The organism is Streptomyces sp. ADI95-17 (assembly GCF_003846175.1).
Taxonomy (GTDB): domain Bacteria; phylum Actinomycetota; class Actinomycetes; order Streptomycetales; family Streptomycetaceae; genus Streptomyces; species Streptomyces sanglieri.
Genome location: NZ_ML123045.1, coordinates 672,399 through 693,524 on the forward strand (window position 1 = coordinate 672,399; position 21,126 = coordinate 693,524).

The window sequence follows — 21,126 nt, forward strand, 5'->3', positions numbered from 1 at the left end:
CGCTCGGGACACGAACGGGGAGGAGAGATCTGTGACACGGCGACGAGTCGTCCTGCTGCTGCCGGGACAGGGGGCGCAGCGCGTCCGGATGGCGGCGGGACTCCATGGCGTGCAACCGGAGTTCACCCGCTGGATGGACGAGATGTTCACGGTGTTCGGCGCCGACGGGGACAGGCTGCGGGACGTCTGGCTGGATCCCGGTTCCGCCGGTGCGGTGGACGAGGCCGTCGTCGCCCAGCCGCTGCTGTTCGCCGTCGGCCACGCGCTCGGACGCGCGGTGCGGTCCGCCGCCGGGGCGCCGGACGTGCTGCTGGGGCACAGCGTGGGCGAACTCGTCGCGGCGTGCCTGGCCGACGTCTTCGCCCCGGCGGAACTCGCGACGGCCATGGCCGGCCACGTCCGGCGGCTGGACGACACCGGACGCGGCGGCATGCTGGCCGTCGCGGCCACTGCGGAGGAGCTGTCCGCGGAGCTGCGTACGGGGGCCGTCGTCGCGGCCGACAACGGCCCCCGGCAGACCGTGCTCGCCGGTTCCGACAGCGTCCTCGCGGCGGTGCGCGGACAACTGGAGCGCCGCGACATCACGCTGCGCACACTGGGATCGGGGCACGCCTTCCACAGCCCGGCGATGGTTCCGGCCGCCCGGCGGTTCGGGCAGGACCTGGGCCGGCTCCGGCCCGGGCCGCCGCGGGCGACCATCATGTCCACGAGGACCGCACGCCCGGTGAGCGCCGAAGAGGCCGTCGACCCCGCCTTCTGGGCCGACCAGATATCGCTCCCCGTACGGTACTGGCCCGCACTGCGCTCACTGCTCGACTCCGAGGGCCTCGACCCCGGGCTCGTACTGCTCGACGCGAGCGCGGACCGCAGCCTCGCGGTCGCCGCACGCGGACACCGGGCCGTCCTGCGCGGCCCGAGCAGTGTTCACCCGCTGCTGGCCCGGAGCGATCGGGCGGGCACCGCCGCGGACGCCGAAGCCTTCGCGGCGGCCGTCGCGGTGCTCCACTCCGGCACATGACGCACCGGCACATGACGCACCGACACATGACGCACCGGGACGTGACGCACCGGGACGTGATGGACCGGCGTCAGCTGGGCACGATGATCAGCTTGCCGCGTACATGGCCGCCCGCGCTCTCCCGGTGGGCGTCGGCCGCCTCGGACAGAGAGTACGTCCGGGCCACGGACAGGCCGAGTTCGCCGTTCCCGACCAGCGCGGCCGCCTGCTCCAGGCGCTCACGGATCGCGTCGGGGCCGGCGAACGCGAAGCGCACACCGTGCTCCGCCGCCCGGTGATCGGCGATGGTGACCACGCGGTCCGGGCCGCCGGTCAGTTCGACCAGGGCCGGTAGCGAGCCCTTCCCGGCGGCGTCGAACGCCGCGTCCACCCCCTTCTCGGCGACGGCGCGGGCCCGCTCGGCGAACCCCTCCCCGTACGTCACGGGTTCGGCGCCGAGCGAGCGCAGGTACGCGTGGTTGCGCTCGCTCGCCGTACCGATCACCGTCGCGCCGAGATGCCTGGCGATCTGCACGGCCACGGACCCGACGCCACCGGCGGCGCCGTCCACGACCAGGGTCTCCCCGGACTTCACCCCGAGGTCCGCGAGCACCTGGTACGCCGTGTTGACGGCCACCGGCAGCCCGGCCGCGACCTCCCAGGACACACCTTCGGGCTTCCGCGCGAGCTGTGCCGCGGGCGCGAGCGCGAACTCGGCGTAGCTGCCGGAGCCGATCGAGCCGAAGACCTCGTCGCCCACGACGAAGTCGGTCACGTCCTCACCGACGTCCGCGACGACACCGGCGACATCACCGCCGGGCACCGAAGGGAACTCCACCGGCATCATCTCCGCGACGGCCCCGCTGCGCAGCTGCCAGTCCAGCGGATTCACCCCGGCGGCGCGGACCTCCACCAGCACCTGCCCGGGACCGGGCCGGGGCATCTCGCGCTCCACCACACGTAAGACCTCGGGGCCCCCGTACTCGGCGAACTCCACAGCGCGATATTTCTTTACCATTTTTACCCTTTGTCTATGTAGGTTTTACCAGGTCGAAAGGGATCACTGACGTTCTGTCAAGTCCCATGCGCAAACTATCGAACTACAGCTCAGCAGGCCATCGGGGTTCGGCCAACTACCGTTTGTATGAGCGGTCCTTGAGTGAGTCGGGGTGCGGGCCCCCGTAGCTTCGGAGCGATGGAATGTGCCTGGAACCGCAAAGGGAGTACGTCATGACAACACATGCCCCGCGGCTTCCGTTTGAGCGGACCACCGAGCTGGGTCCGCCACCGGAGTTCGCCGCGCTGCGCGCGGAGCAACCGCTGCGGCGGGTCGGGTGTCCCTTCGGTGGCGACGCATGGCTGGCCACCCGGTACGCCGATGTGCGGAAGGTCTACGCGGATCCGAGGTTCTCCCGGGCCGCGACGGTCAACGCGGACGTGCCGCGGGTGAGCCCGGCGCAGACCCCGCCCGGCGGACTGTTCGCCATGGACCCGCCGGAGCACAGCAGGCTGCGCAAGCTCGTGGCGGGCACGTTCACCATGAAGAACGTGCAGCGCTGGCGGCCCCGGACGGAACAGATCGTCGACGGACTCGTGGCCGGAATGCGGGAGCACGGATCCCCCGTCGACCTGGTGCACCACTTCTCGGTACCGCTGCCGGTGACCGTGATCTGCGAATTGCTGGGCGTGCCGGCGACCGACCGCGGCTACTTCGAGCGGCTGTCCCGGCTCATGCTGAGCACCACCGCGGCGACCGGCGAGGAGATCGACGAGGCGATCGGCACCCTGCTGGACTATCTCGGCCGGCACGTGGCGGAACGCCGCGCACGGCCCTCGGCCCAACGCTCCCGCGACCTGCTGACCGACCTGGTGGAGGCGCGGGACGAGTCGGACCGGCTCAGCGAGCAGGAGCTGGTGCAGATGGGCGTCGACCTGCTCGTCGCCGGGCACGAGACCACGGCCAACCAGCTCTCCAACTTCACCTTCACCCTGCTGGACACCGGCCTGTGGTCCCGGCTCCTCGAAGAGCCCGAACTGCTCGACACCGCGGTCGAGGAACTGCTGCGGTACGTCCATCTCGTCAACGGTGGGACCACGCGCATCGCCCTGGAGGACGTGGAGTTCGACGGCACGGTGGTGCGCGCGGGCGAGGCGGTGATCGCGGCCATCGGGTCGGCCAACCACGACGAGACGGTCTTCGAGGAGCCCGGCCGCATCAAGCTGGACCGGTCCCCGAACCCGCACGTCGGATTCGGGCACGGCGTGCACCACTGTCTCGGTGCGCAGCTGGCCCGCCTGGAACTACGGGCCGGGCTCGGGGCGCTGCTGCGCGAGTTCCCCACGCTCCGGCTGGCCGGGGAGAAGCGGGACGTTCCCTGGCGGGAGGGGCAGTTCGTGCACGGCCCCACGGAGCTGATGGTCGCCTGGTGACCTGCCGGTGAGCCGTACACGGCAGTGCGGGAGCCGGACCACCGGTGGTTCGGGTGGTCCGGCTCCCGTGTCGCGGCCCCTCAGGGCAGCAGGACCGTCTGAGCGGCGAAGTTCAGGCCGGCCCCGAAACCGGCCAGCAGGGCCGTACTGCCCGCGGCCACCCGCCCCTCGGCCAGCAGGGTGTCCAGAGCGAGCGGTATCGAGGCGGCCGAGGTGTTGCCGGACCTGACCACATCGGTGGCCAGCACGGTGTCCTCGCCCAGGCCGAGCCGCTCGGCCATCAGCTCGGTCATCCGCAGGTTGGCCTGGTGCGGCACGAACGCGGCCAGGTCGGCCGGTGCCAGACCCGCCGCCGAGAGGGCCCGGCCCGCGGCCGGCGCCACCTCCTCCATGGCCCAGCGGAAGACCCTCCGGCCGTCCATGCGCATCCAGGGGCGCGGACCCTTCCCGGCCCAGGGCCCGGTCATCCGAAGGGCGTTGCCGTACGCGCCGTACGCCCGGCGCACCACGGGACCGATGCCCGGTTCCCGCGCCGATCCGACCACCACGGCGCCCGCCCCGTCCGCGAACAGGAACGCGATCGTGCGGTCGGTGGGTTCCACGATGTCGGTCATCCGCTCGGCACCGATCACCAGGACCCGCTCGGCATCGCGGACCCGTACGGTGTCGGAGGCGAGCGCGAGGGCGTGGCAGAAGCCCGCGCAGGCCCCCGACAGATCGAGGCCCGCGGCCCGGTCGGCCCCGAGTTCGTGGGCCACGCGGACCGCGAGCGGCGGTGTCTGGACCAGGTCGGACATGCTGGCGACCAGCACCAGGTCGATATCGGCCGGAGCAGTGCCGGCCCGCGCCATGGCCTGTTCCGCGGCCGCCGCGGCCATCATCGTCAGCGTCTCGTCCTCGCCGGCGAAATGCCGCCGGACGATGCCGCTGCGGGTCTCGATCCACTCCTCCGTGGAATCGATCGACCGGCACATCTCGGCATTCGTCACCACCCGCCGCGGGCGGTAGCCCCCGACGCCGAGCAGGGCGCTGTGCCGGGGGGCGGACGCAAGGATCGTGGGTGCGGACGCCATCGTGCTCCTTCTCTCGGTACGCGTCGACGGGGGGAGTGCCCGGGACCCCCCGGGGCGGCCCCGCAGGGCCGCCCCGGGAGCACCTGACCGGTCCGGTCAGCGGAAGTCATCGGCGTGGTCGACGGCCCACTGCGCGTAGGGCCGGCCCGGCTTGCCGGTGAGCTGCTGCAACGCGTCCACCACGGGCACCGGACGCTCGTTCCAGGTCACCAGGTAGGTGAGGAGCTGGTTGATGACCTCTTCGCGCCCGCCGCCCCAGCGGCTGAGCGTCTGCCGGTACGTCTCCGGCTCGATCTCCTCGAACTCGATCTCACGGCCGATGGCCTTCCCGATCAGCGATACCTGCTCGCGCTGGGTGTTGGACTCGGGACCACTCATCACATAGGCGGCACCGGCGTGCCCCTGCCGGGTCAGGGTCAGCGTGGCCACATCGGCGATGTCGTCCTCGTGCACCGCGGCGGCGTGCGACTGCGGGTAGGGCGCCCGCACGGTGTTGTCCGAGCGGATGAGGCGGGCCCACTGCAGTGTGTTCGTGGCGAACGTCCCCGCGCGCAGGAAGGACCACGGCAGCCGGGACTGGCCCAGTGCGCGCTCCACCGCGACGTGCAGCCGGGCGATGGGGTTGCTGTCGGCGTCCCGGAAGGTCAGCGACCTGGTGGAGAGCAGGGTCACATGGTCCACCCCGGCCAGCTCCATGGCCTCGATCTGCTGGTCGACCGTCGAGGGGTCGGCGTACAGGAACACCCGCTGTACGCCGCGCAGTGCCGCGCTCAGCGTCTGCGGCCTGGACAGATCCAGCTCCACGACCTCCGCGTCGCGGGACAGCGAGGTGTCCGTGGGGTCGCTGGTGCCCACCCGCACCCTCTCTCCCGCCGCGAGCAGCTTTCGCGTGACGCTGCGGCCGACATGTCCGCGGCCCCCGGTTACCAGAATGGTCACAGTGTCTCCTCAGTAGTGCGGATCGGTAGTGCGTATCGGTGGTGCGGATCGCCTCGGGGTGCCGCCGGAACGTACGGACGGGCACGGTGTGGCGTCCGGTCAGTGCCTCGTCGTGCCGTGGGCGGAAGTGCGCCGCCACTCCAGCACCCGTCGCTGCTCAAGGCCGTTCACCGGGACCGAGCCGTCCAGTGTCAGGCGGTCGCCTTCGAGACGCGCCCCGCGGGTCTGCTCGGTGCCGACCCATGGGCGACGTGGCGTGATCTCGATGGCGTGCGTCACCCGGGACCCCGTCACCCGCCAGGTGCCCGTGTACCCCATGTAGTCGTTGCTCCCGGGGACCGGGTCGGCGTCCGGCGCACGCATCATGTGCACCGACACACGCCCGTCCGCGGTGTAGATGAGGGTGCCGCGAGGGGCGGCGCCCAGCGGTCCTTCGGCGCGGGTGCCCGTGGCGTCGATGTCGTGGAAGGAATCGAGCGTCCACACACCGATGAGATCGGCGGGGTTCACCGTCGGGCTCCGGCCGGAGCCGCGGGCGTACCGGCGGGGGAGCGGCCGGTACCGAACCAGGTGCGCAGGGCCCGCACCAGCGGCCGGGCCCTCGGGGTGTCCCCGGTCGCCAGTGCCCAGGCGACATAGCCGTCGGGCCGGAGCAGGACCGCGGCCAGATCGTCGCGCCCGGTCTTCGCGGACACGATGTCCACCCGGTCCGCCCACCTCGCCCCGATGGTGCGCAGCGCGGCGCAGTCGGTGAAGTCGAGCAGCAGGCCCCTTCCCGAGGCGGGCTCCTGGCGGTCCGTCACTTCGTAGTCCGGCAGGAAGGTGCCGACCGCCGGGTGCCCATCCGTGCCGTACCCCTCGTCGGTTCCGCTGAGCAGGGCACCGACGAAGCGGCGCACGTCCGGCACGTCCATCATCCGGCCGACGAGGTCGCGCAGGGCGCTGCTGTGCGGATCGGGCCGCATCAGAGCCGTCTGGGCCCGGACGTTGGCCAGCAGCCGGGCACCCACCGGATGCCGTTCCGCGTGGTACGTGTCGAGCAGCCGGGGCGGTGCCCAGCCGTCGAGGGCGGCGGCGAGCTTCCAGCCGAGGTTGGCGGCGTCGGTGATGCCGGTGTTCAGGCCCTGACCGCCGAACGGGGCGTGCACATGGGCCGCGTCACCGGCCAGGAAGACCCGGCCCCTGCGGTACTCCGCCGCCTGGTACGCCATGTCGGTGAACCGGCCCCCGGCGGCCATCCGCGCGATCGGAACGCCGGTCCCCGTCACACGCCGGAGACTGTCCTGGAGTTCCCCGGACGTCAGCGGCCCGGCGTCCGGGGCCGGGGGCCCGTCGAACTCCAGGGTGGCGACCCGGTTGACGCCGAGACCCCACGCGACGAGCCCGCCGGAGGTGTGGCGGAAGCCGTGTTCGAGCGGTGGTTCGCCCTCGAACTCGACGACCGACTGCCGGCCGGTCAGGGTCGCTTCGGTGCCGGTCAGCGGGATGCCGGCGAGCCTGCGCACCGTGCTGTCGCCGCCGTCGCAGCCGACCGCGTAGGCCGCGCGGAGGCGTCGCTCGCCGCCGGGTGCGGCCACAGTGACCCACACTCCCCGGTCGTCCTGCTCGATCGCGGTCACCTCGTGCTCCCACACCACGTCGACGCCGAGTGCGGCGACGTGCCGCAGCAGGATGTCGACGAGGGCCGGCTGCTCCACCCGCATCCGGCGCATCGAGGCGTCGGCATGCTCGACCTTCTCGATGCCGGCGAGATGCTCCTTCGGCAGGGCGTGCCCGACCGCGCCCGCGGCGCTGTCGGCCATCGCGCGGTAGCGCTCCACGGTCTCCCGCTCGGCCCGGTCCAGCTCGTCGGCCAGCCCGCGCCTGCGCAGCAGCGCCACCGCGAGCGGTCCGACCGAACCGGCCCTGACCATCGTCTCGGGGGTGGCCCGCCGTTCGAGCACGGTCACCCCGATGCCATGAGCGGCCAGTTCGCCCGCCAGCGCGAGGCCGACCGGGCCGGCCCCGACCACCACCACGGGCAGCCGCTCCTCGGCGTCGGTGTCCTCGTCGCCGCCGCTCTGCGCCTGGTTGAGCCGGTTCAGCAGCGCCAGCGGGGTGCCCAGGTCATGAACCTCCTCGTCGGATATGTGGATTCCGTGTTCCCGCCCGATCCGGGCCACCGATTCCAGTACCGCCAGAGAATCGAGACCCAGGGCGTCGAAGTCCGTGTCGAGTGCGTCGTTCCCGATGCCGACGAGTTCCTGATTGCCGGAGCAGTCGGCGAGAACGGTCAGCAGCTGATTCGGTCGGATGCTCATCTCTTCTCCTTCCATGAGGCTGTGGTGCGGTGACGGCGCGGAGACATCACACGCTGCGGACGACTTCTCGGTAGCCCAGGCGGGGCAGCCGGGCGGAGAAGGCGTCCGGGCCGGGGTAGCCGATGTTGACGATGCTGGTGACGAGCACCGGTTCGCCCGGGAAGAACTCCTTGTGGACGCCCTCGGGGTCGAAGCCTGCGATCGGCCCCGCCGCCAGGCCGCCCGCCCGGATCCCGATGATGAAATAGCCCAGTTGCAGGGCCGTGTTGAACACCGCGGACTCACGGCGGGCGTTCTCGTCGGCATAGGCGTGCCGGGCGTTCGGGGCGTGCGGAAAGAGACGGGGCAGTGTGTCGGGGAAGCTCAGGTCCGCCGCCAGGACCGCGACCAGGGGGGCCGAGGCGACCTTGTCCCGGTTCCCCTCCAGGACGTGCTGCAGCAGCGCACGTCTCGACTCGTCGGAGCGGACCAGCACGACCCGCATGGGCTGCTGGTTCATCGAGGTCGGGCCCCACTTGACCAGGTCGTAGATCGCTTCGATGTGCTCGTCGCCGATGTGGGTCGGGGCGAACGTGTTCGCGGTTCTCGCCTCCCGGAACAGCAGATCCTGTGCCGCTTCGTCCAGGGCCAACGGATGACCGGCCATGCCGTCCCTCCCGGTCACGCGTCGCAGATGGCCACGACACGGGTCCAGCCCGCGCCCGCACCGGTGACCGGGACCGGGAAGCACGCCACCATGTAGCCCGTGGGGCCCGGCAGATCGCCCAGGTGGGCCAGTTTCTCCAGCTGGAGGTAGGGGTGGGTGCGTCCGGCGACGTGCGCGGGCCAGAGCACCGAGCGGTCGCCGGTGCGCCGGTAGTCCTCGATCATGTGCGGAATCGGCCGGTCCAGGCCCCAGGCGTCGATCCCGATCACCTTCACACCGTGCTCGGCCAGGAAGACGGTGCCCTCGCCGGTCAGTCCCGCGAACGTGGTCAGGTAGTCGCTGCTTCCCCACAGGGCGTCCGCGCCGGTCCACAGCAGCACGATGTCGCCGGCGACCGGTACGTGCCCGATGCGGCTGAACTCCTCCTCCAGCATCGTCACGGTGATGCCCTGCCCGGGCGGGACGTCACGGAAGTCGAGCCGTACGCCGGGTCCGTAGCACCACTCCAGCGGGACCTGGTCGATGCTCCTGGCCGGGGCGTCCCCGGTGAGCGGGCCGTAGTGCAGGGGCGCGTCCATGTGCGTGCCGGTGTGTGTGGTCAGGGTGACGGTCTCGTTGGAGATGGCCATCCCGCCGGGGAAGTCCTCCGGAGAGAGCCCCAGCACGGTGGCGCCCGCCACGTGGTCGAGCAGATCGATCTTCACCGGCGTCGCTTCGCTGTCGGTCTGCTCGGTGGGCACGCTGAGGTCCACCAGCCGGGTCATCGGGTGCCGCCGTTGCCCGGTGCGGTGGCCTCCGCCGTCGTCTTGACCGCGCCGAGATCGGCGACGCTGTTGCGCTCCACCACGGCCCGCAGCGCGGCGTCGGCCTCCTGCGGGGTGAGCCTGCCCGCGACCTTGCCGTCGACCGCCTCCCGGGCCCTGAACTCATGGGTCAGCACCAGCTGTGTGGTGTCGTCGCCCAGGGGCAGGGCCCGCCACTGGCCGCCCATGTGGCCGACGATCGGCGCGTGCTCCAGCTGCCGGTAGGTGATGACCCGGTTGTCGGCGTCTATGTCGCGCCGGGAGATCCAGGAGTTGGTCTCGCCGTTGACGTCGACCACGAGCCTGGCGATCTGGTGCGTCGGCGACTCCTCCAGGAGCTTCACGTCCTGGGTGGGCGGGAAGATCCTGGCGTAGCCCTCGACATCGACCAGGATGTCCCAGACAACGGCCACGGGGGCGTGCACGGTGACGGTGTGCTCCGCGTGGTGCAGGGGGTTGTCCGCGGGGACGCCGGTCAGCGGCGGGTGGTTGGCGTAGGCGGCTTCGTAGCTGATCCTGGAGCGCCAGGAGGCGATGAACTCGTGCGTGGAGGTCAGCTCCGAGAACTTCCGCATCGTCTCGCTGTCCTCGCACACGATCTGGGCGATCGCGGAGCCGGTCATGCCGATCGCCTTCTCGTCCACGGGCAGCCACTCGTGGATCCGGTAGTCGAAGCCGACGGACAGCCCGGTGCTCCGGACCGTCTCACTGAGCTCCTTCAGGAACTGATCACGGTCCTCGGCCGAGACGGATTCGGCGAACTTGTAGATCAGGGTGTGGCAGATCATCAGCTCTCCTCGTGGTCGGACAGGGATGCCCGGAAGGTGGTTGCGAACAGCGAGTTGCTCCGCGCGGCGTCGACGGCCGCGTGCGAGGACGCCGTCTGTACGTCGCGCCAGAGCCGCTGGACGGAGTCCTGAGCGGCGTGGGCGCGGCTTCCTCGGGCGCGGAAGAGACGGTCGGTGGCGGTGCGGGCCAGGTCCGCGGCGAGTGCGGCGTCCCGGCCGTTGCGCGCGGCGTCGATGCCGCCGACCGGGCCCGGGGCGTCGAGGCGCAGGCATGCCTGCTCGACGAGCAGGGCCGCGGTGTCGATCTCGGCCGCCGAGCGGGTCAGTACGGCGTCGCGGTCGGGGCCGGTGCGGGACTCGGCCCGTGCCCACAGGTCGAGGGCCGCCCGGGCGGCGCCCACGGCGGGGGCGGCGAACAGCGGTGGATGCGCGGCCGGCAGGGGAGCGGAGAGGGCGTCGTCGGGGCCGTCGGCGCGCCCTTGCCACACCAGGTCCCGGGGGGCCGAGAGATGGCCGGGGACGTACACCTCGTCGAGCACCACGCTGCGGCTTCCCGTACCCCGCATGCCGAGGGTGAACCAGGTGTCCTCGATACGGAACCGGCTCGCCGGAACGGCGCAGTAGTGCTGCGTCCCGTCCTCGGGCGCGGTCACGCACAGCAGTGCCCAGGCCGCGTGGTCGATGCCGGACAGCGAGAACCACTGCCCCGACAGGACCCATCCGTCCGCGACCCGCCGTGCCGAGCCCCCCGGGTTCAGCGCGGCGGCGATCGGCACGTCGGCCGACTGCCCCCAGATGTCCTTCCGGCCGGCCCGCGGCAGCCGGCCGGCCAGCCGCGCAGACGTGGCCATGATCATGGCGGACCAGCCGGCCGCGGGGCAGCCCCGCGCGATGGTGCGCACCGCCTCGGCCAGTGCGGTGAAGGAGCCCGCCGTACCGCCGTGGTCGGCCGGCACGAAGTGGCGGGCGAATCCGGCGTCCACCAGCGCGGCGGCGACGTCGGGGGCGAGGCGGCGTTCGTTGTCGGCGGTGGCGGCGTGTTGTGCCGCGAGTGCCGCCAGGTGCTCTGCGGTCAGGTCCGGGCCGGGTGTTGGGTGTGCGTGCGGGGCCACTTCGGGAATCCTCCAGAACCGGGTGCGGTGTCAGAGGCTGTTGGGTGGCCTTCGATCGGAAAGCGGACGCGGTCTGGTGCGTGCGATTCCAAGGCGCCGGGATGTCCTCGTAGCGGAGCTACTAGGGCATTTCGGCAACGCCGGAAGCGTGCGTGCCAGGGCGTGGCCGCCCGATCAGAGGTCAGCCGACAGCCTCTCAGGGCATGACGGGTGTGCCGCGGGGGTCTCCCGGACGGCTCAGCCCACGAGATCCGGCAGTGCGGAGGCCACGCCGGAGGGCGACGGCAGGCGGGCGATCTCCTCCCGTACCTGCGCGGCGGCGGTGCCGATCTCCGGCGCCTCCAGCACGGTGGTGATGGTCTTCGCGGTCAGCTCGGCCGCCGCGCAGGTGACTCCCAGCCCGCGTTCGGCCACGAGGCGCGCGTTGAAGGGCTGGTCGGAACCGTGCGGCAGCACGATCTGCCGGATACCGGCGGACATGGCGGCCAGCGAGGTGCTGGTGCCGCCGTGATGGATGATCGCGTCGCACGAGTCGAGCAGTGTGTTCAGCGGGATCCATCCGTGTGAGCGGACGTTGTCCGGCAGGGTGCCCAGTTCCGTACGGTCGGCGTCGCCGAGCACGAACACGAAGTCGGCGTCGACCGTGTCCAGTTCGGCGACGAAGTCGCGGATCAGGCTGAGTCCGATGTACTGGGGGATGAAGGTGCCCAGGGTGACGCAGACCCGGGGCCGGTCCGGGGAGCGCAACAGCCAGTCGGGAATCGTGCCGAGCTCCAGGTAGGAGCCGTTGTAGGGCACGGGGCGCATGGCCAGGTGGTTGCCGGATGCCCGGAACAGGCTGGGCGGTGTCGTACGGAGCAGCCGGGTGCGGGAGGAGCCGGGGTCGATGCCGTAGCGGTCGTAGGTGCCGGCCATCTCCCCGCGTATCCGGTCGACCATGTCGGGGACCAGCGCGAAGAGGTTGGACATGGCGATCAGCGGTACGGACAGCAGCCCGGCCACGACGGCACCGGAACCCTGGTGGTCCGGGCTCACCACCAGGTCGGGACGCCACTGCCGTGCGAGCCGCACCGCACCGGGCACGACCAGCTCGGAGAGTTCGGCGAACAGCGCGGACGTCGCCCGTACCTCGTCCTCCTGGAGGTCGCCGCCGCGATACCAGACGAGTTGTCCCTTCTCCCGGGACTGTGCGGCCCTGCGCGCGAACGGTGCCGCGAGATCGACGCCCGGCGTGGCGATGTCCACGTAGGGCAGACCGGCCTTGGCGACTTCCCGCATGCCCTCGCCGCCACCGGCGTAGAGGATTTCGTGACCGGCCGCGCGCAGTGCCCAGGCGAAGGGAATGGTGGCGAACAGGTCGCTTGCCGTCGAGTAGGTGCAGAAGAGAATTCTCATGCCTCAGAACACGCCTTTTCCGTTTATGGGTTCCGGCCTTCTCGGGGACTCTTGTCGCGGGCTGTGGCGGTCACGGGATCGATTCGTAGGCGGTCGCGCCCAGAATTCTTCGCTGGAGGTCCTGGATCACCCGGGACGGCTCCAGGCCCATCTCCTGAGCCATCTTCGTGCGCAGTCGCTGGAACACCTGGAGTGCCTGGATGGTGCGGCCCGACCGGTACAGCGCGGTCATCAGGTACTCATGAACCCGTTCGTCGAAGGGGCGGGCGAGAGTGAGCGCGGTCAGTTCGCTGAGCAGCTCCCGGTGCCGGCCCAGTGCCAGATCGCTCTCGATCCGCAGCTCCTGGACCATGTCCCGCTGCAGTTCGAGCCGGGTTATCTCGCATTGGAGCGGAAGGCCGTGTTTCGTGTCCGGGAGTATCGGCCCCGTCCACAGTGACTCCGCCGTACGGAGCGATTCGGCCGCCCCGAGATGGTGACCCGCCCGGAGTTCCGATTCCCCGAGTTTTGCTAGCCGGTGGTATTCGTGCAGGTCGAATTCGGCATCACCGACCCGGAATTGGTACCCCTCGTTCCCGGTGACGATCAGTTCCCTGCGGACCCGGTCCCCAGGGATGTGCAGCTGACGGGCGAGCATGCCGCGCAGGTTGAGCACATGGGTCTGCAACGCCGTCCGTACGGTGCGCGGCGGGCTGCTGCCCCACAGCTCGTCCACCAGCTGCCGTACCGGGACCGGGCTGCCGTGACCGAGCAGGAGCATGGCCAGCAGCTTGCGTTCCTTCGGCGCGCTGGGCGCCGCCGTCAGCGCGCCGCGGGACACCGCCAGCCTGCCGAGCACGGTGATCCTCAGTCGTGTCCCCACCGCTCGTCCTTCCGTCGCCGGTCACTGTGTGGAGGTCAGGTGTGGTGGCGTACGGCGGCAGGCACCCCGGCCGGAGCCGCTGCCATCCGGTTCGGGGCGAGCACCACCAGCGCCGAGTTGAAGCCGTGGTGGCCGCGCGCCAGGATCAGCGCCACCTCGACCCTGGCCTCGCGCGGCTCGCCGCGCACCAGGTCGATCCGCCGGCCCGGGACCGGCCGTTCGACGTTGACCGTCGGTGGCAGGACCGAGTCGCGCACGGCGAGCAGGGCGGCCGCGGTGTCCAGGGCAGGTCCGCCGCCGGCGAGCCGTCCCGTCATCGTCTTCGGTGCGGTGACCGGTACGCCGTACGGGCCGAAGATCTCCTCGATGGCGGCGGCCTCCGCGGCGTCGAGCGCGGGGAGGGCCGCCGCGTCGGCGAACACCACGTCCACGTCCTCGGGAGTCACCCCGGCGTCCGCCATCGCCAGCCGTGCCGTCCGGGCCAGCCCCGGCGGGGCCGACGACCCGGGAGGGGGGTCGAACGTGGCCGCGTAGCCGGCGATTTCGCCGTAGACCTGACCGGCGTCGCGTTCGGCCGCGGCGGTGGCCGTCTCCACGACCAGGATCGCGCCGCCCTCACCCGGTACGTGTCCGGACGCCCCGGTGTCGAAGGGGAGGTAGGCGCGGTCCGGGTGGCCCGACCGCGACACCCGCCCGCCCGCGATGTGGGAGACCACGCCCCACGGGTCGAACGCCGACTCCACCCCGCCGGTGAGGACCAGTTCGCCGCCCTTGCGCAGTACCCGCCGTGCGTGCCCGAGCGCGTCGAGGCCGCCGGCCTGCTCGGCGATCAGCACATTGCTGGGGCCGCGCATCCCGTGACGGATCGAGATCTGGCCGGTGTTGGCCGCGTAGAACCAGGCGAAGGACTCGTAGACGCTGACGTGCTGGGGGCCCTGGGTCCACAGCTTGCGGATCTCGCGGTGGGTGAACTCGAAGCCCCCCGTCGCGTTGGAGGTCACCACGCCCATGCCGTACTCGGGCAGTGCGGCCGGGTCGGCCCCGGAGTCGGCCAGGGCCCAGTCCGAGGCCACGAGGGCCAGCCGGGTCACCCGGTCGGTCTGCGGCAGCAGCCTGCCCGGGAGGTGGTCGGCCGCTTCGAATCCGGGGATCAGGCCGATCAGCGGCGCCTGGCCGGGCCGGGTGGAGTGGTCCGGGACCGGGCGGATGCCCGACTCCCCGCGGAGGGTGGCGCTCCACCACTCCTCGGTGCCGAGCCCGTTGGGCGCGACGACACCGATGCCGGTGACGACCGCGGTCCTGGTGGCGGCCGCGGCGGGTGCGGTGCCGGGTGCGGTGATCGTCATATGCCCTCCCGGGTGAGGACCATGGCGCTCTGGAAGCCGCCGAAGCCGCTGCCCACGCTGAGTACGGTGTCAAGGCGCCGTTCCCGGGCCTCGTTGGGCACGTAGTCGAGGTCGCACTCCGGGTCCGGCTCGTGCAGGTTGGCCGTGGGCGGCACCACACCGTGTTCCATGGCCAGTGCGCAGGCCGCGATCTCGATCGAGCCGATCGCGCCGAGCGAGTGCCCGACCATGGACTTGATGGAACTGACCGGCACGTTGTAGGCGTGCTCGCCGAGCGCGCGTTTGAACGCCGCGGTCTCGTGCCGGTCGTTCTGCTTGGTGCCGGAACCATGGGCGTTGACGTAGCCGACCGACTCCGGCGGGCGCTTCGCCTCGTCCAGCGCGTAGCGGATGGCCTCGGCCATCTCCCGCCCGTCGGGCCGCAGTCCGGTCATGTGGTAGGCGTTGCAGCGCGAGCCGTATCCGGAGATGACACCGTAGACGTGCTGGCCCCGCGCCCTGGCGTGCTCCAGCTCTTCCAGGACGAGCATCGCCGAGCCCTCGGCGATGACGAAGCCGTTGCGGGTGCGGTCGAAGGGGCGCGAGGCGTGCTCGGGGTCGTCGTTGCGCGGCGAGGTCGCCTTGATCGCGTCGAAGCAGGCCACCGCGATGGGTGAGATCGGTGTGTCGGTCGCGCCGGCGATCATGATGTCGGCGCTGCCCTCCGCGATCAGGTCCCGTGCGTGCCCGAGCGAGTCGAGACCGGAGGTGCAGCCGGTGGAGACCACCGTGGCCGGCCCCTGCGCACCCACCAGCCAGGCGACCTCGGCCGCCAGCGAACTGGGCACGAAGGCGTCGAACAGGTGCGGGGACAGGTACGCCGGGTCGACATCCCACTCCTTGCCGCTGTCGCTCAGGACCACGTACTCCTGCTCCAGCGTGGTCGTGCCGCCGACGGCGCTGCCGATGCAGACTCCGACCCGGTGGGGGTCCACCGTGTCGAACTCCAGCCCGCTGTCGGCGAGGCTCTCACGTGCGCTGATCACGGCCAGTTGCGCGGCCCTGTCGAGCCTGCGGCACTGGCGGGCGGTCAGCCCGTGCAGCTCGGGATTGAAGTCGATCTCGGCGGCCATCCTCGACCGGAACGGCGCCGGGTCGAAGAAGGAGATGGTGCGGGTGGCGGTGCGGCCCGAGACCAGAAGGTCCCAGAACGCTTTCTTGCCGACCCCGCCCGGGGCCATGACCCCGATGCCGGTGATGGCGACAGACCGCTCCACGATGGAAACCTCTCTGACGGATTGTCCGCGGTGGACCAAGTGGTTCGCGCGGTGGTTCAGCCGGAAACGGAGAGCCTGGCGTCGACGAAGGCGATGAACGCGCCCGGTGTCCGCAACTCGTCGAGTTCGTCGTCGGTGATCTCCACGGGGTACTCGTCCTGGATGCGGACGGTGACCTCGTAGACCATGAGCGAGTCGAAGCCGAGGTCGGAGAAGGTCGCGTCCAGCGCGGTTTCGTCGAGGGGTCCGGCCTCCCCCTGGAAGCACTTCTCCACGACCTGCCGGAATTCGGTGAGGGTAAAGGCGGGCACGGATTTCCTTTCGTCGGGCCGGTGGCCGATCCGGTGCGGACGGACCGTTGGACTGTCGGCGCCGGGCATGGTGCGTCGATGGGGAGCCGCTCCAGACGCCCCTTCCGGCTCCTCCAGCACGAATCGAGGGGGATGGACGTGCCGTGTCTATACGTCCGGTTCGTCGGGTTCAGGCGACGTGCCGGGACACGCCCCCCGGGCGGATGACGGCCCGGTCGCGCCATGCGGACAGCGCGATGCGTTCGAGATCGGGCGCCGGATCGGAAGCCAGGACGGCCTCGTACAGCCGCTGCACCGAGCGTGAGGGTTCTAGCCCGAGTCCGTCGCCGAGTATCCGGTGCAGCCGCCGGTACTCCTGGATCGCCTCAAGGCGCCTGCCGGACCGGTAGAGGGCGAGCAGCAGCCGCTGCCACAGGCCCTCGGCCAGCGGGTGTTCCACGAGCAGCCCGCGCAGCCCGGTGAGCACCTCGTGGTACCTGCCGAGGAAGAGCTGCGTGTCGACGCACTGCTCCACGACGCGCAGCCGCTCCTCGGTCAGTCCCGTCGCGTGCGCCTCCAGGACCGGGCCGTGCTTCACATTGGAGACCAGCGGGCCGCGCCACAACGTCAGTGCCTCTTCGAGCAGTTCGGCGGCCCGGGGTACGTTCCCCTGCCTGAGCGCGGTACCGCCCTGTGCGGCCAGGGTCTCGAACCGGCAGAGGTCGATCGTCTCCGGGGGGATGCTCGCGCAGTACCCGGAGGAGGTGGTGCGCAGCCACGGCCCGTGCGACGGGCCGGCGGTGGCCTCCTTCCAGGCATGTCCCCGGGGCCGGTGTCCGGCCCGCCGGGTCTGCGGGTCGGGCAGCGTACGACGGAGCTGGTACACGTAGGTCTGCAGCGTGGTCAGTGCGTTGGGCGGCGGGTTGACGCCCCAGAGTTCGTCGACGAACAGGTCCTTGCGCACGATGTCCCCCTGCCGCAGCAGCAACAGCGACAGGGTGCTGCGCAGTTTCGGCGCCGACGGCGTCAGATCCTTCGTACTCTCCGATACATCCAGCGCGCCGAGCACCTTGAAGTACATGGGTCCTCCTCCTGGGGCCGCCCGTCAGGCGGGGCAGTTGTGATACGCCGTGACCCGCCAGACGCCGTCGGCCCGGGCGAGCACGAAGGTCGCGACCCGCTTGTCGCTCTCGGCCAGCTCGGTCTGTCCGTCGAGGAGGATGCCGAGGTCGCTCACCACGACCGCGGTGTCCGCTCCGGTGCGGCGGATGATGCGGGGCTCGTTGAGCGGGCGGCTTCCCCGCATCGGTCCGTCGAACGCCGCGCGCATGAACTCCCGGATGGCGTCCTTGCTGTCGAGGACCAGGCCGGTCATGACCAGGGTCGCGTCCTCGGTGTACATCTCGGCGACGGCGTCGGCGTCGTTCGAGGTCCAGGCGCTCTGGAACCGGTCCAGCAGTTCGCGCACCGCGACATCGGTCTGCGTTGTGGTGTTCTGGTCGGCATGGGACATGGCGTGTTCCGTTTCAGTCGGCCGGCTGGATGGACAGGGCGTGGCGGAAGACGTTGCGCGGGTCCCATCGCTTCTTGACCCGCCGCAGCCTGGGGTAGTTCTGCTTGTAGTAGAGGTCGTGCCAGGGGACGCCGGACGTGTTCCAGTCCGGGTCGGCGAGATCGGTGTCCGGATAGTTGATGTACGAGCCGTCGTTCGTCCCGTCGGGCACCGGCACCCCGCCGGTTTCGCGGTAGACGTCGCGGTAGAAGCGCCGAAGCCAGTCGAGGGACGCCTCGTCGTCGCGGGGATCCAGCCACGTCGCGGTGTAGGCGGCCTTCAGGACGGAGTCGCGCTGCACCAGCGCGGTGGCCTCCGGAGCGACGTCATTGACCTTGCCGCCGTAGGAGACGAGCCAGACGCGGGCCATGTCCAGCATGGGTGGTGCCGTGGTCAGGTGATCGAAGACGGTGTCGACCTGCGCGGCGCTGAACCCCTTGCGCAGATATCCCGCCTTGCCCTTGTAGCGGCCGTACTCGGACCCGCGTTGCGACTCCTCGTCGCCGTTCGGCGGCATCAGCACGTACAGCCAGGGTGCGGCGGGAATCATGTGGCGGGTGCCGCCGACGCCGTCGCTCACGGCATCGAAGTACTTCTCCACCAGCGCCGCCCCGTCCGCGCCGTCGCCGTCGGCCAGCGCGTAGATCAGGATGTCCGTCGGGCTGTCCTGCTCCTTGCGGCCGGAGAGCATCAGCGTGGAGTGCAGCGCCGTGCCGGGCGAGTCGGGATCGCTGTTGTTCTCGTGCCAGTCGGCGTGGTTGCGCATCAGCCGCCGGAACGACTCCTTCGGCAGATCCGCCCACGACCACATGAGGACGCCCCCCGTCAGGGAAGCGGGCGGCCTGGGCAGCAGATCCGCCGGATCGTCCCCCTCCGCGCCGGGCGACCGCAGCCAGTACCGGGTCACCACACCGAAGTTGCCGCCCCCGCCGCCGGTGTGTGCCCACCACAGGTCGTGATGGGGATCGCCGCTTTCGCGGGTGGCCAGCACGGCCCGGGCCCGGCCCGCCTCGTCCACGACGACGACCTCGACGGCGTACAGGTGGTCGACGACGGAACCGTGGGTGCGCGAGAGCGATCCGTAGCCGCCGCCCTGGATGTGCCCGCCCACACAGACCGAGTGGCACCAACCGCCGGGAACGGTCACTCCCCAGGTCAGGTAGAGCGTGCGGTACACCTCGCCCAGCGTCGCGCCCGACTCCAGGACCACGGCGCGCCGGTCGGGGTCGAAGTGGATCGCGTTCATCCCGGTCATGTCGATGATCACGCCGTCGGGGTGCTCGCCCACGGAGTTCTCCAGCGAGTGACCGCCGCTGCGCACCGAGACCGGCCGACCGGAATCGACCGCCCACTGCACCGCCGCCACCACCTCGTCGGTGGAGCGCACCACCCGGAAGCAGGCGGGGCGCTGGACGAACCGCTCGTTACGGCGGCGCAGGGCGAGGTCCTCGTAACGCGGGTCGCCGGGGTACACGGTCGACGACGCCGGACTCCCGCCGCCGCGCTCCGCGACTGCGCCTTCCCGGTGCGGGGCACTACGGGTCACATGGGCCATCGGGTGGATCCTCCGTGTCCGCTCGATCGGTCCCGGCTCTTCGGAGCCGAGACCTCTCGAACTTCCACTCGACCGGTCCGGACTCGCTGAATTCCCGCTGAACCGTGCCGTTTCCCGGACACCAACACCGGACGACCGGGGCGTGCCCCGGCGCGGCGCGGTCGCGACGTCAGGAACCTTCCGAACATCCGGACTGGCCGTAGATACCCCTGGGGGGTATATTGCACGCGTCGATACCTCGATACCCCCCTCCCGTATAGGAGTGCCTGCGATGACTGCATCAGCCGCACCGAACGCACCGGCGGATCCGCGGAGATGGTCCGCGCTCGCCCTGATCGCCCTGGCCCAGTTCATGGTCATCATGGACACGTCGATCATCGGCGTGGCCCTGCCCCGGATGCAGGCCGACCTGGGCTTCTCCCAGGAGAACCTGTCCTGGGTGTTCAACGCCTACGTCGTCGCCTTCGGTGGGCTGTTGCTGCTCGGCGGGCGGCTGTCCGACCTGCTCGGCGCCAAGCGCCTCTTCAGCGCCGGATGGATCGTCCTCGCCGCGGGTTCCCTGACCGCGGGCCTCGCGGGTGAGGTCTGGGTCGAGCTGACCGGGCGGGCCGTCCAGGGGGTGGGTGCCGCGCTGATCGCGCCGTCCGCCCTCACGCTGCTGATGACCCTGTTCGGCTCCCGGCCCCAGGAGCTGGGGAAGGCGTTCGCCCTGTACGGCGCGGCCGCCCCGGCCGGTGGCACCGCCGGAGTCTTCCTCGGCGGGGTCATCACCCAGTACGCCAGCTGGCCCTGGGTGTTCTACATCAACATCCCCGTCGCCCTCGTCGTCCTGATCGCCACGCCCGCCGTCATGCCCTCGGGCGCGGGGCGGCGCGGCTCGATCGACCTGGCCGGCGCGGTCACCGTCACGGCGGGTCTCGCCGCCGGCGTCTACGCCATCGTCCGTGCTCCCGAGACCGGCTGGGGTTCGGCCGAGACCTGGCTGGTCCTCCTGGGCGGCGTGGTGCTGATCGCCGCGTTCGTCGCGATCCAGGCCAAGCGGCGCGAGCCGCTGATGCGGCTGGGCATCTGGCGGGCGCCCAACCTGGCCGGTGCCAACATCGCTCAGCTCCTCATGGCCGCCGCGTGGATACCCATGTGGTTCTTCCTCAACCTCTACCTCCAGCAGGTCCTGGGGCTCGACGCCTTCGCCTCCGGCTCCGCGCTGCTGCCCATGACGGTCGCCATCATGATCATGATGATCGTTCTGGCGCCGCGTCTGATCTCCCGGTTCGGGCCCAAGCCCCTCATCGTCCTGGGGCTGTTCGCGCTCGGGGCGGGCATGTTCTGGCTCTCGCTCGCCCGCCCGGACGGAAACTTCTGGGTGGACGTGCTGCCCGCCTCCCTGCTCTCCGCGGTGGGCATGTCGCTGGCGTTCATCCCGTCGCTCGGCACCGCGCTCTCCAGTGCCCGCCCGGAGGAGGGCGGTCTCGCCTCGGGGATCGTCAACACCAGCTACCAGGTCGGCTCCGCGCTGGGCCTCGCCGCCATGACGGCGATCGCCGCCGCGCACGGTGCCCGTGAGCCCGGCGACCCGGTGGCCCTCACCGACGGCTTCTCCGCCGCCTTCCTCGGCGCCGCGGCCCTCGCGGTGATCGGCGGTCTCGCCGCCCTGCTGACCCTGCGCACCGCACCCGCCGCCGAAGGCGCGGGCAACGGTGACGGTGAGGGCGGTGGTGGCCGGCTGGAGAAGGCCGCGGCCTGAAAGGGGGCGGGTGTTCCCCGAGGGCTGTGGTCGGGCGG

20 protein-coding genes are annotated in these 21,126 nt (G+C 71.3%); 3 read left to right on the forward strand and 17 right to left on the reverse strand.

The features are described 5' to 3' along the window. The first annotated feature begins 31 nt into the window (after positions 1-31). Positions 32-1,018 (forward strand): acyltransferase domain-containing protein, encoded by a 987-nt coding sequence (locus EES42_RS11130; RefSeq protein ID WP_124717964.1) that lies wholly within the window; start codon positions 32-34, stop codon positions 1,016-1,018. Between the two features lie 70 nt (positions 1,019-1,088). On the opposite strand, the gene EES42_RS11135 is transcribed toward EES42_RS11130, so the two are convergent. Further along, the gene (locus EES42_RS11135; RefSeq protein WP_124717965.1) at positions 1,089-2,015 is read right to left on the reverse strand and encodes an NADP-dependent oxidoreductase; all 927 of its coding nucleotides are present in this window, start codon (positions 2,013-2,015) and stop codon (positions 1,089-1,091) included. A gap of 212 nt (positions 2,016-2,227) precedes the next feature. Here EES42_RS11135 and EES42_RS11140 point away from each other — a divergent pair, with 212 nt between their 5' ends. Beyond that, positions 2,228-3,427, forward strand: a complete 1,200-nt coding sequence (locus EES42_RS11140; RefSeq protein WP_124717966.1) for a cytochrome P450 — start codon at positions 2,228-2,230, stop codon at positions 3,425-3,427. An 80-nt stretch (positions 3,428-3,507) separates the two neighbouring features. Here the strand turns inward: EES42_RS11140 and EES42_RS11145 are convergent, their stop codons facing one another. From EES42_RS11145 to EES42_RS11225, 16 genes are all read right to left on the reverse strand, one after another. Continuing rightward, on the reverse strand, positions 3,508-4,500 hold the full coding sequence (locus EES42_RS11145; RefSeq protein ID WP_124717967.1) for a beta-ketoacyl-ACP synthase 3: 993 nt from the start codon (positions 4,498-4,500) through the stop codon (positions 3,508-3,510). 96 nt (positions 4,501-4,596) lie between these two features. After that, a complete protein-coding gene (locus tag EES42_RS11150) occupies positions 4,597-5,439 on the reverse strand; it encodes an SDR family oxidoreductase (protein WP_124717968.1) in 843 nt (280 codons plus the stop codon). A gap of 99 nt (positions 5,440-5,538) precedes the next feature. Further along, complete coding sequence (locus EES42_RS44670; protein WP_164495221.1) at positions 5,539-5,949, reverse strand: lipocalin-like domain-containing protein; 411 nt, start codon at positions 5,947-5,949, stop codon at positions 5,539-5,541. Next, positions 5,946-7,739, reverse strand: coding sequence for an FAD-dependent monooxygenase (locus EES42_RS11160; protein WP_164495222.1), 1,794 nt, complete (start codon positions 7,737-7,739; stop codon positions 5,946-5,948). The genes EES42_RS44670 and EES42_RS11160 overlap by 4 nt, the downstream gene beginning before the upstream one ends. Positions 7,740-7,785: 46 nt before the next feature. After that, a complete protein-coding gene (locus tag EES42_RS11165) occupies positions 7,786-8,385 on the reverse strand; it encodes a malonic semialdehyde reductase (RefSeq protein ID WP_124717971.1) in 600 nt (199 codons plus the stop codon). Between the two features lie 14 nt (positions 8,386-8,399). Then, positions 8,400-9,149, reverse strand: coding sequence for a cyclase family protein (locus EES42_RS11170; RefSeq protein WP_124717972.1), 750 nt, complete (start codon positions 9,147-9,149; stop codon positions 8,400-8,402). After that, complete coding sequence (locus EES42_RS11175) at positions 9,146-9,976, reverse strand: aromatase/cyclase (RefSeq protein ID WP_124717973.1); 831 nt, start codon at positions 9,974-9,976, stop codon at positions 9,146-9,148. Before EES42_RS11175 ends, EES42_RS11170 begins: the two co-directional genes overlap by 4 nt. Next, complete coding sequence (locus EES42_RS11180; protein ID WP_124717974.1) at positions 9,976-11,088, reverse strand: acyl-CoA dehydrogenase family protein; 1,113 nt, start codon at positions 11,086-11,088, stop codon at positions 9,976-9,978. Before EES42_RS11180 ends, EES42_RS11175 begins: the two co-directional genes overlap by 1 nt. Positions 11,089-11,325: 237 nt before the next feature. Then, positions 11,326-12,483 (reverse strand): nucleotide disphospho-sugar-binding domain-containing protein, encoded by a 1,158-nt coding sequence (locus EES42_RS11190; protein ID WP_124717975.1) that lies wholly within the window; start codon positions 12,481-12,483, stop codon positions 11,326-11,328. Between the two features lie 70 nt (positions 12,484-12,553). Then, entirely contained in the window at positions 12,554-13,345 is a 792-nt protein-coding gene (locus EES42_RS11195) for an AfsR/SARP family transcriptional regulator (protein ID WP_124717976.1), read from the reverse strand. Positions 13,346-13,380: 35 nt separating this feature from the next. After that, positions 13,381-14,691: a ketosynthase chain-length factor gene (locus EES42_RS11200; RefSeq protein ID WP_124717977.1), complete on the reverse strand. Its 1,311-nt coding sequence runs from the start codon at positions 14,689-14,691 to the stop codon at positions 13,381-13,383. After that, on the reverse strand, positions 14,688-15,947 hold the full coding sequence (locus EES42_RS11205; RefSeq protein ID WP_124717978.1) for a beta-ketoacyl-[acyl-carrier-protein] synthase family protein: 1,260 nt from the start codon (positions 15,945-15,947) through the stop codon (positions 14,688-14,690). The genes EES42_RS11200 and EES42_RS11205 overlap by 4 nt, the downstream gene beginning before the upstream one ends. Before the next feature lie 56 nt (positions 15,948-16,003). Continuing rightward, entirely contained in the window at positions 16,004-16,258 is a 255-nt protein-coding gene (locus tag EES42_RS11210; protein WP_124717979.1) for an acyl carrier protein, read from the reverse strand. 169 nt (positions 16,259-16,427) lie between these two features. Further along, positions 16,428-17,318, reverse strand: coding sequence for an AfsR/SARP family transcriptional regulator (locus EES42_RS11215; protein ID WP_124717980.1), 891 nt, complete (start codon positions 17,316-17,318; stop codon positions 16,428-16,430). Positions 17,319-17,342: 24 nt separating this feature from the next. Then, a complete protein-coding gene (locus EES42_RS11220) occupies positions 17,343-17,750 on the reverse strand; it encodes an SgcJ/EcaC family oxidoreductase (protein ID WP_124717981.1) in 408 nt (135 codons plus the stop codon). 13 nt (positions 17,751-17,763) lie between these two features. Beyond that, complete coding sequence (locus EES42_RS11225) at positions 17,764-19,344, reverse strand: FAD-binding oxidoreductase (RefSeq protein ID WP_124717982.1); 1,581 nt, start codon at positions 19,342-19,344, stop codon at positions 17,764-17,766. 271 nt (positions 19,345-19,615) lie between these two features. Between EES42_RS11225 and EES42_RS11230 the strand changes: the two genes are divergently transcribed. Beyond that, a complete protein-coding gene (locus tag EES42_RS11230) occupies positions 19,616-21,088 on the forward strand; it encodes an MFS transporter (protein ID WP_124717983.1) in 1,473 nt (490 codons plus the stop codon). Positions 21,089-21,126: the final 38 nt, after the last annotated feature.

Bases quoted from the DNA above. Each gene is read 5' to 3' on its own strand.
- EES42_RS11135 (WP_124717965.1), bottom strand. From the start codon at position 2,015: ATGGTAAAGAAATATCGCGCTGTGGAGTTCGCCGAGTACGGGGGCCCC.
- EES42_RS11225 (WP_124717982.1), bottom strand. From the start codon at position 19,344: ATGGCCCATGTGACCCGTAGTGCCCCGCACCGGGAAGGCGCAGTCGCG.
- EES42_RS11165 (WP_124717971.1), bottom strand. From the start codon at position 8,385: ATGGCCGGTCATCCGTTGGCCCTGGACGAAGCGGCACAGGATCTGCTG.
- EES42_RS11230 (WP_124717983.1), top strand. From the start codon at position 19,616: ATGACTGCATCAGCCGCACCGAACGCACCGGCGGATCCGCGGAGATGG.
- EES42_RS11215 (WP_124717980.1), bottom strand. From the start codon at position 17,318: ATGTACTTCAAGGTGCTCGGCGCGCTGGATGTATCGGAGAGTACGAAG.
- EES42_RS11160 (WP_164495222.1), bottom strand. From the start codon at position 7,739: ATGAGCATCCGACCGAATCAGCTGCTGACCGTTCTCGCCGACTGCTCC.
- EES42_RS11175 (WP_124717973.1), bottom strand. From the start codon at position 9,976: ATGATCTGCCACACCCTGATCTACAAGTTCGCCGAATCCGTCTCGGCC.
- EES42_RS11170 (WP_124717972.1), bottom strand. From the start codon at position 9,149: ATGACCCGGCTGGTGGACCTCAGCGTGCCCACCGAGCAGACCGACAGC.
- EES42_RS11145 (WP_124717967.1), bottom strand. From the start codon at position 4,500: ATGGCGTCCGCACCCACGATCCTTGCGTCCGCCCCCCGGCACAGCGCC.
- EES42_RS11200 (WP_124717977.1), bottom strand. From the start codon at position 14,691: ATGACGATCACCGCACCCGGCACCGCACCCGCCGCGGCCGCCACCAGG.
- EES42_RS11190 (WP_124717975.1), bottom strand. From the start codon at position 12,483: ATGAGAATTCTCTTCTGCACCTACTCGACGGCAAGCGACCTGTTCGCC.
- EES42_RS11140 (WP_124717966.1), top strand. From the start codon at position 2,228: ATGACAACACATGCCCCGCGGCTTCCGTTTGAGCGGACCACCGAGCTG.
- EES42_RS11220 (WP_124717981.1), bottom strand. From the start codon at position 17,750: ATGTCCCATGCCGACCAGAACACCACAACGCAGACCGATGTCGCGGTG.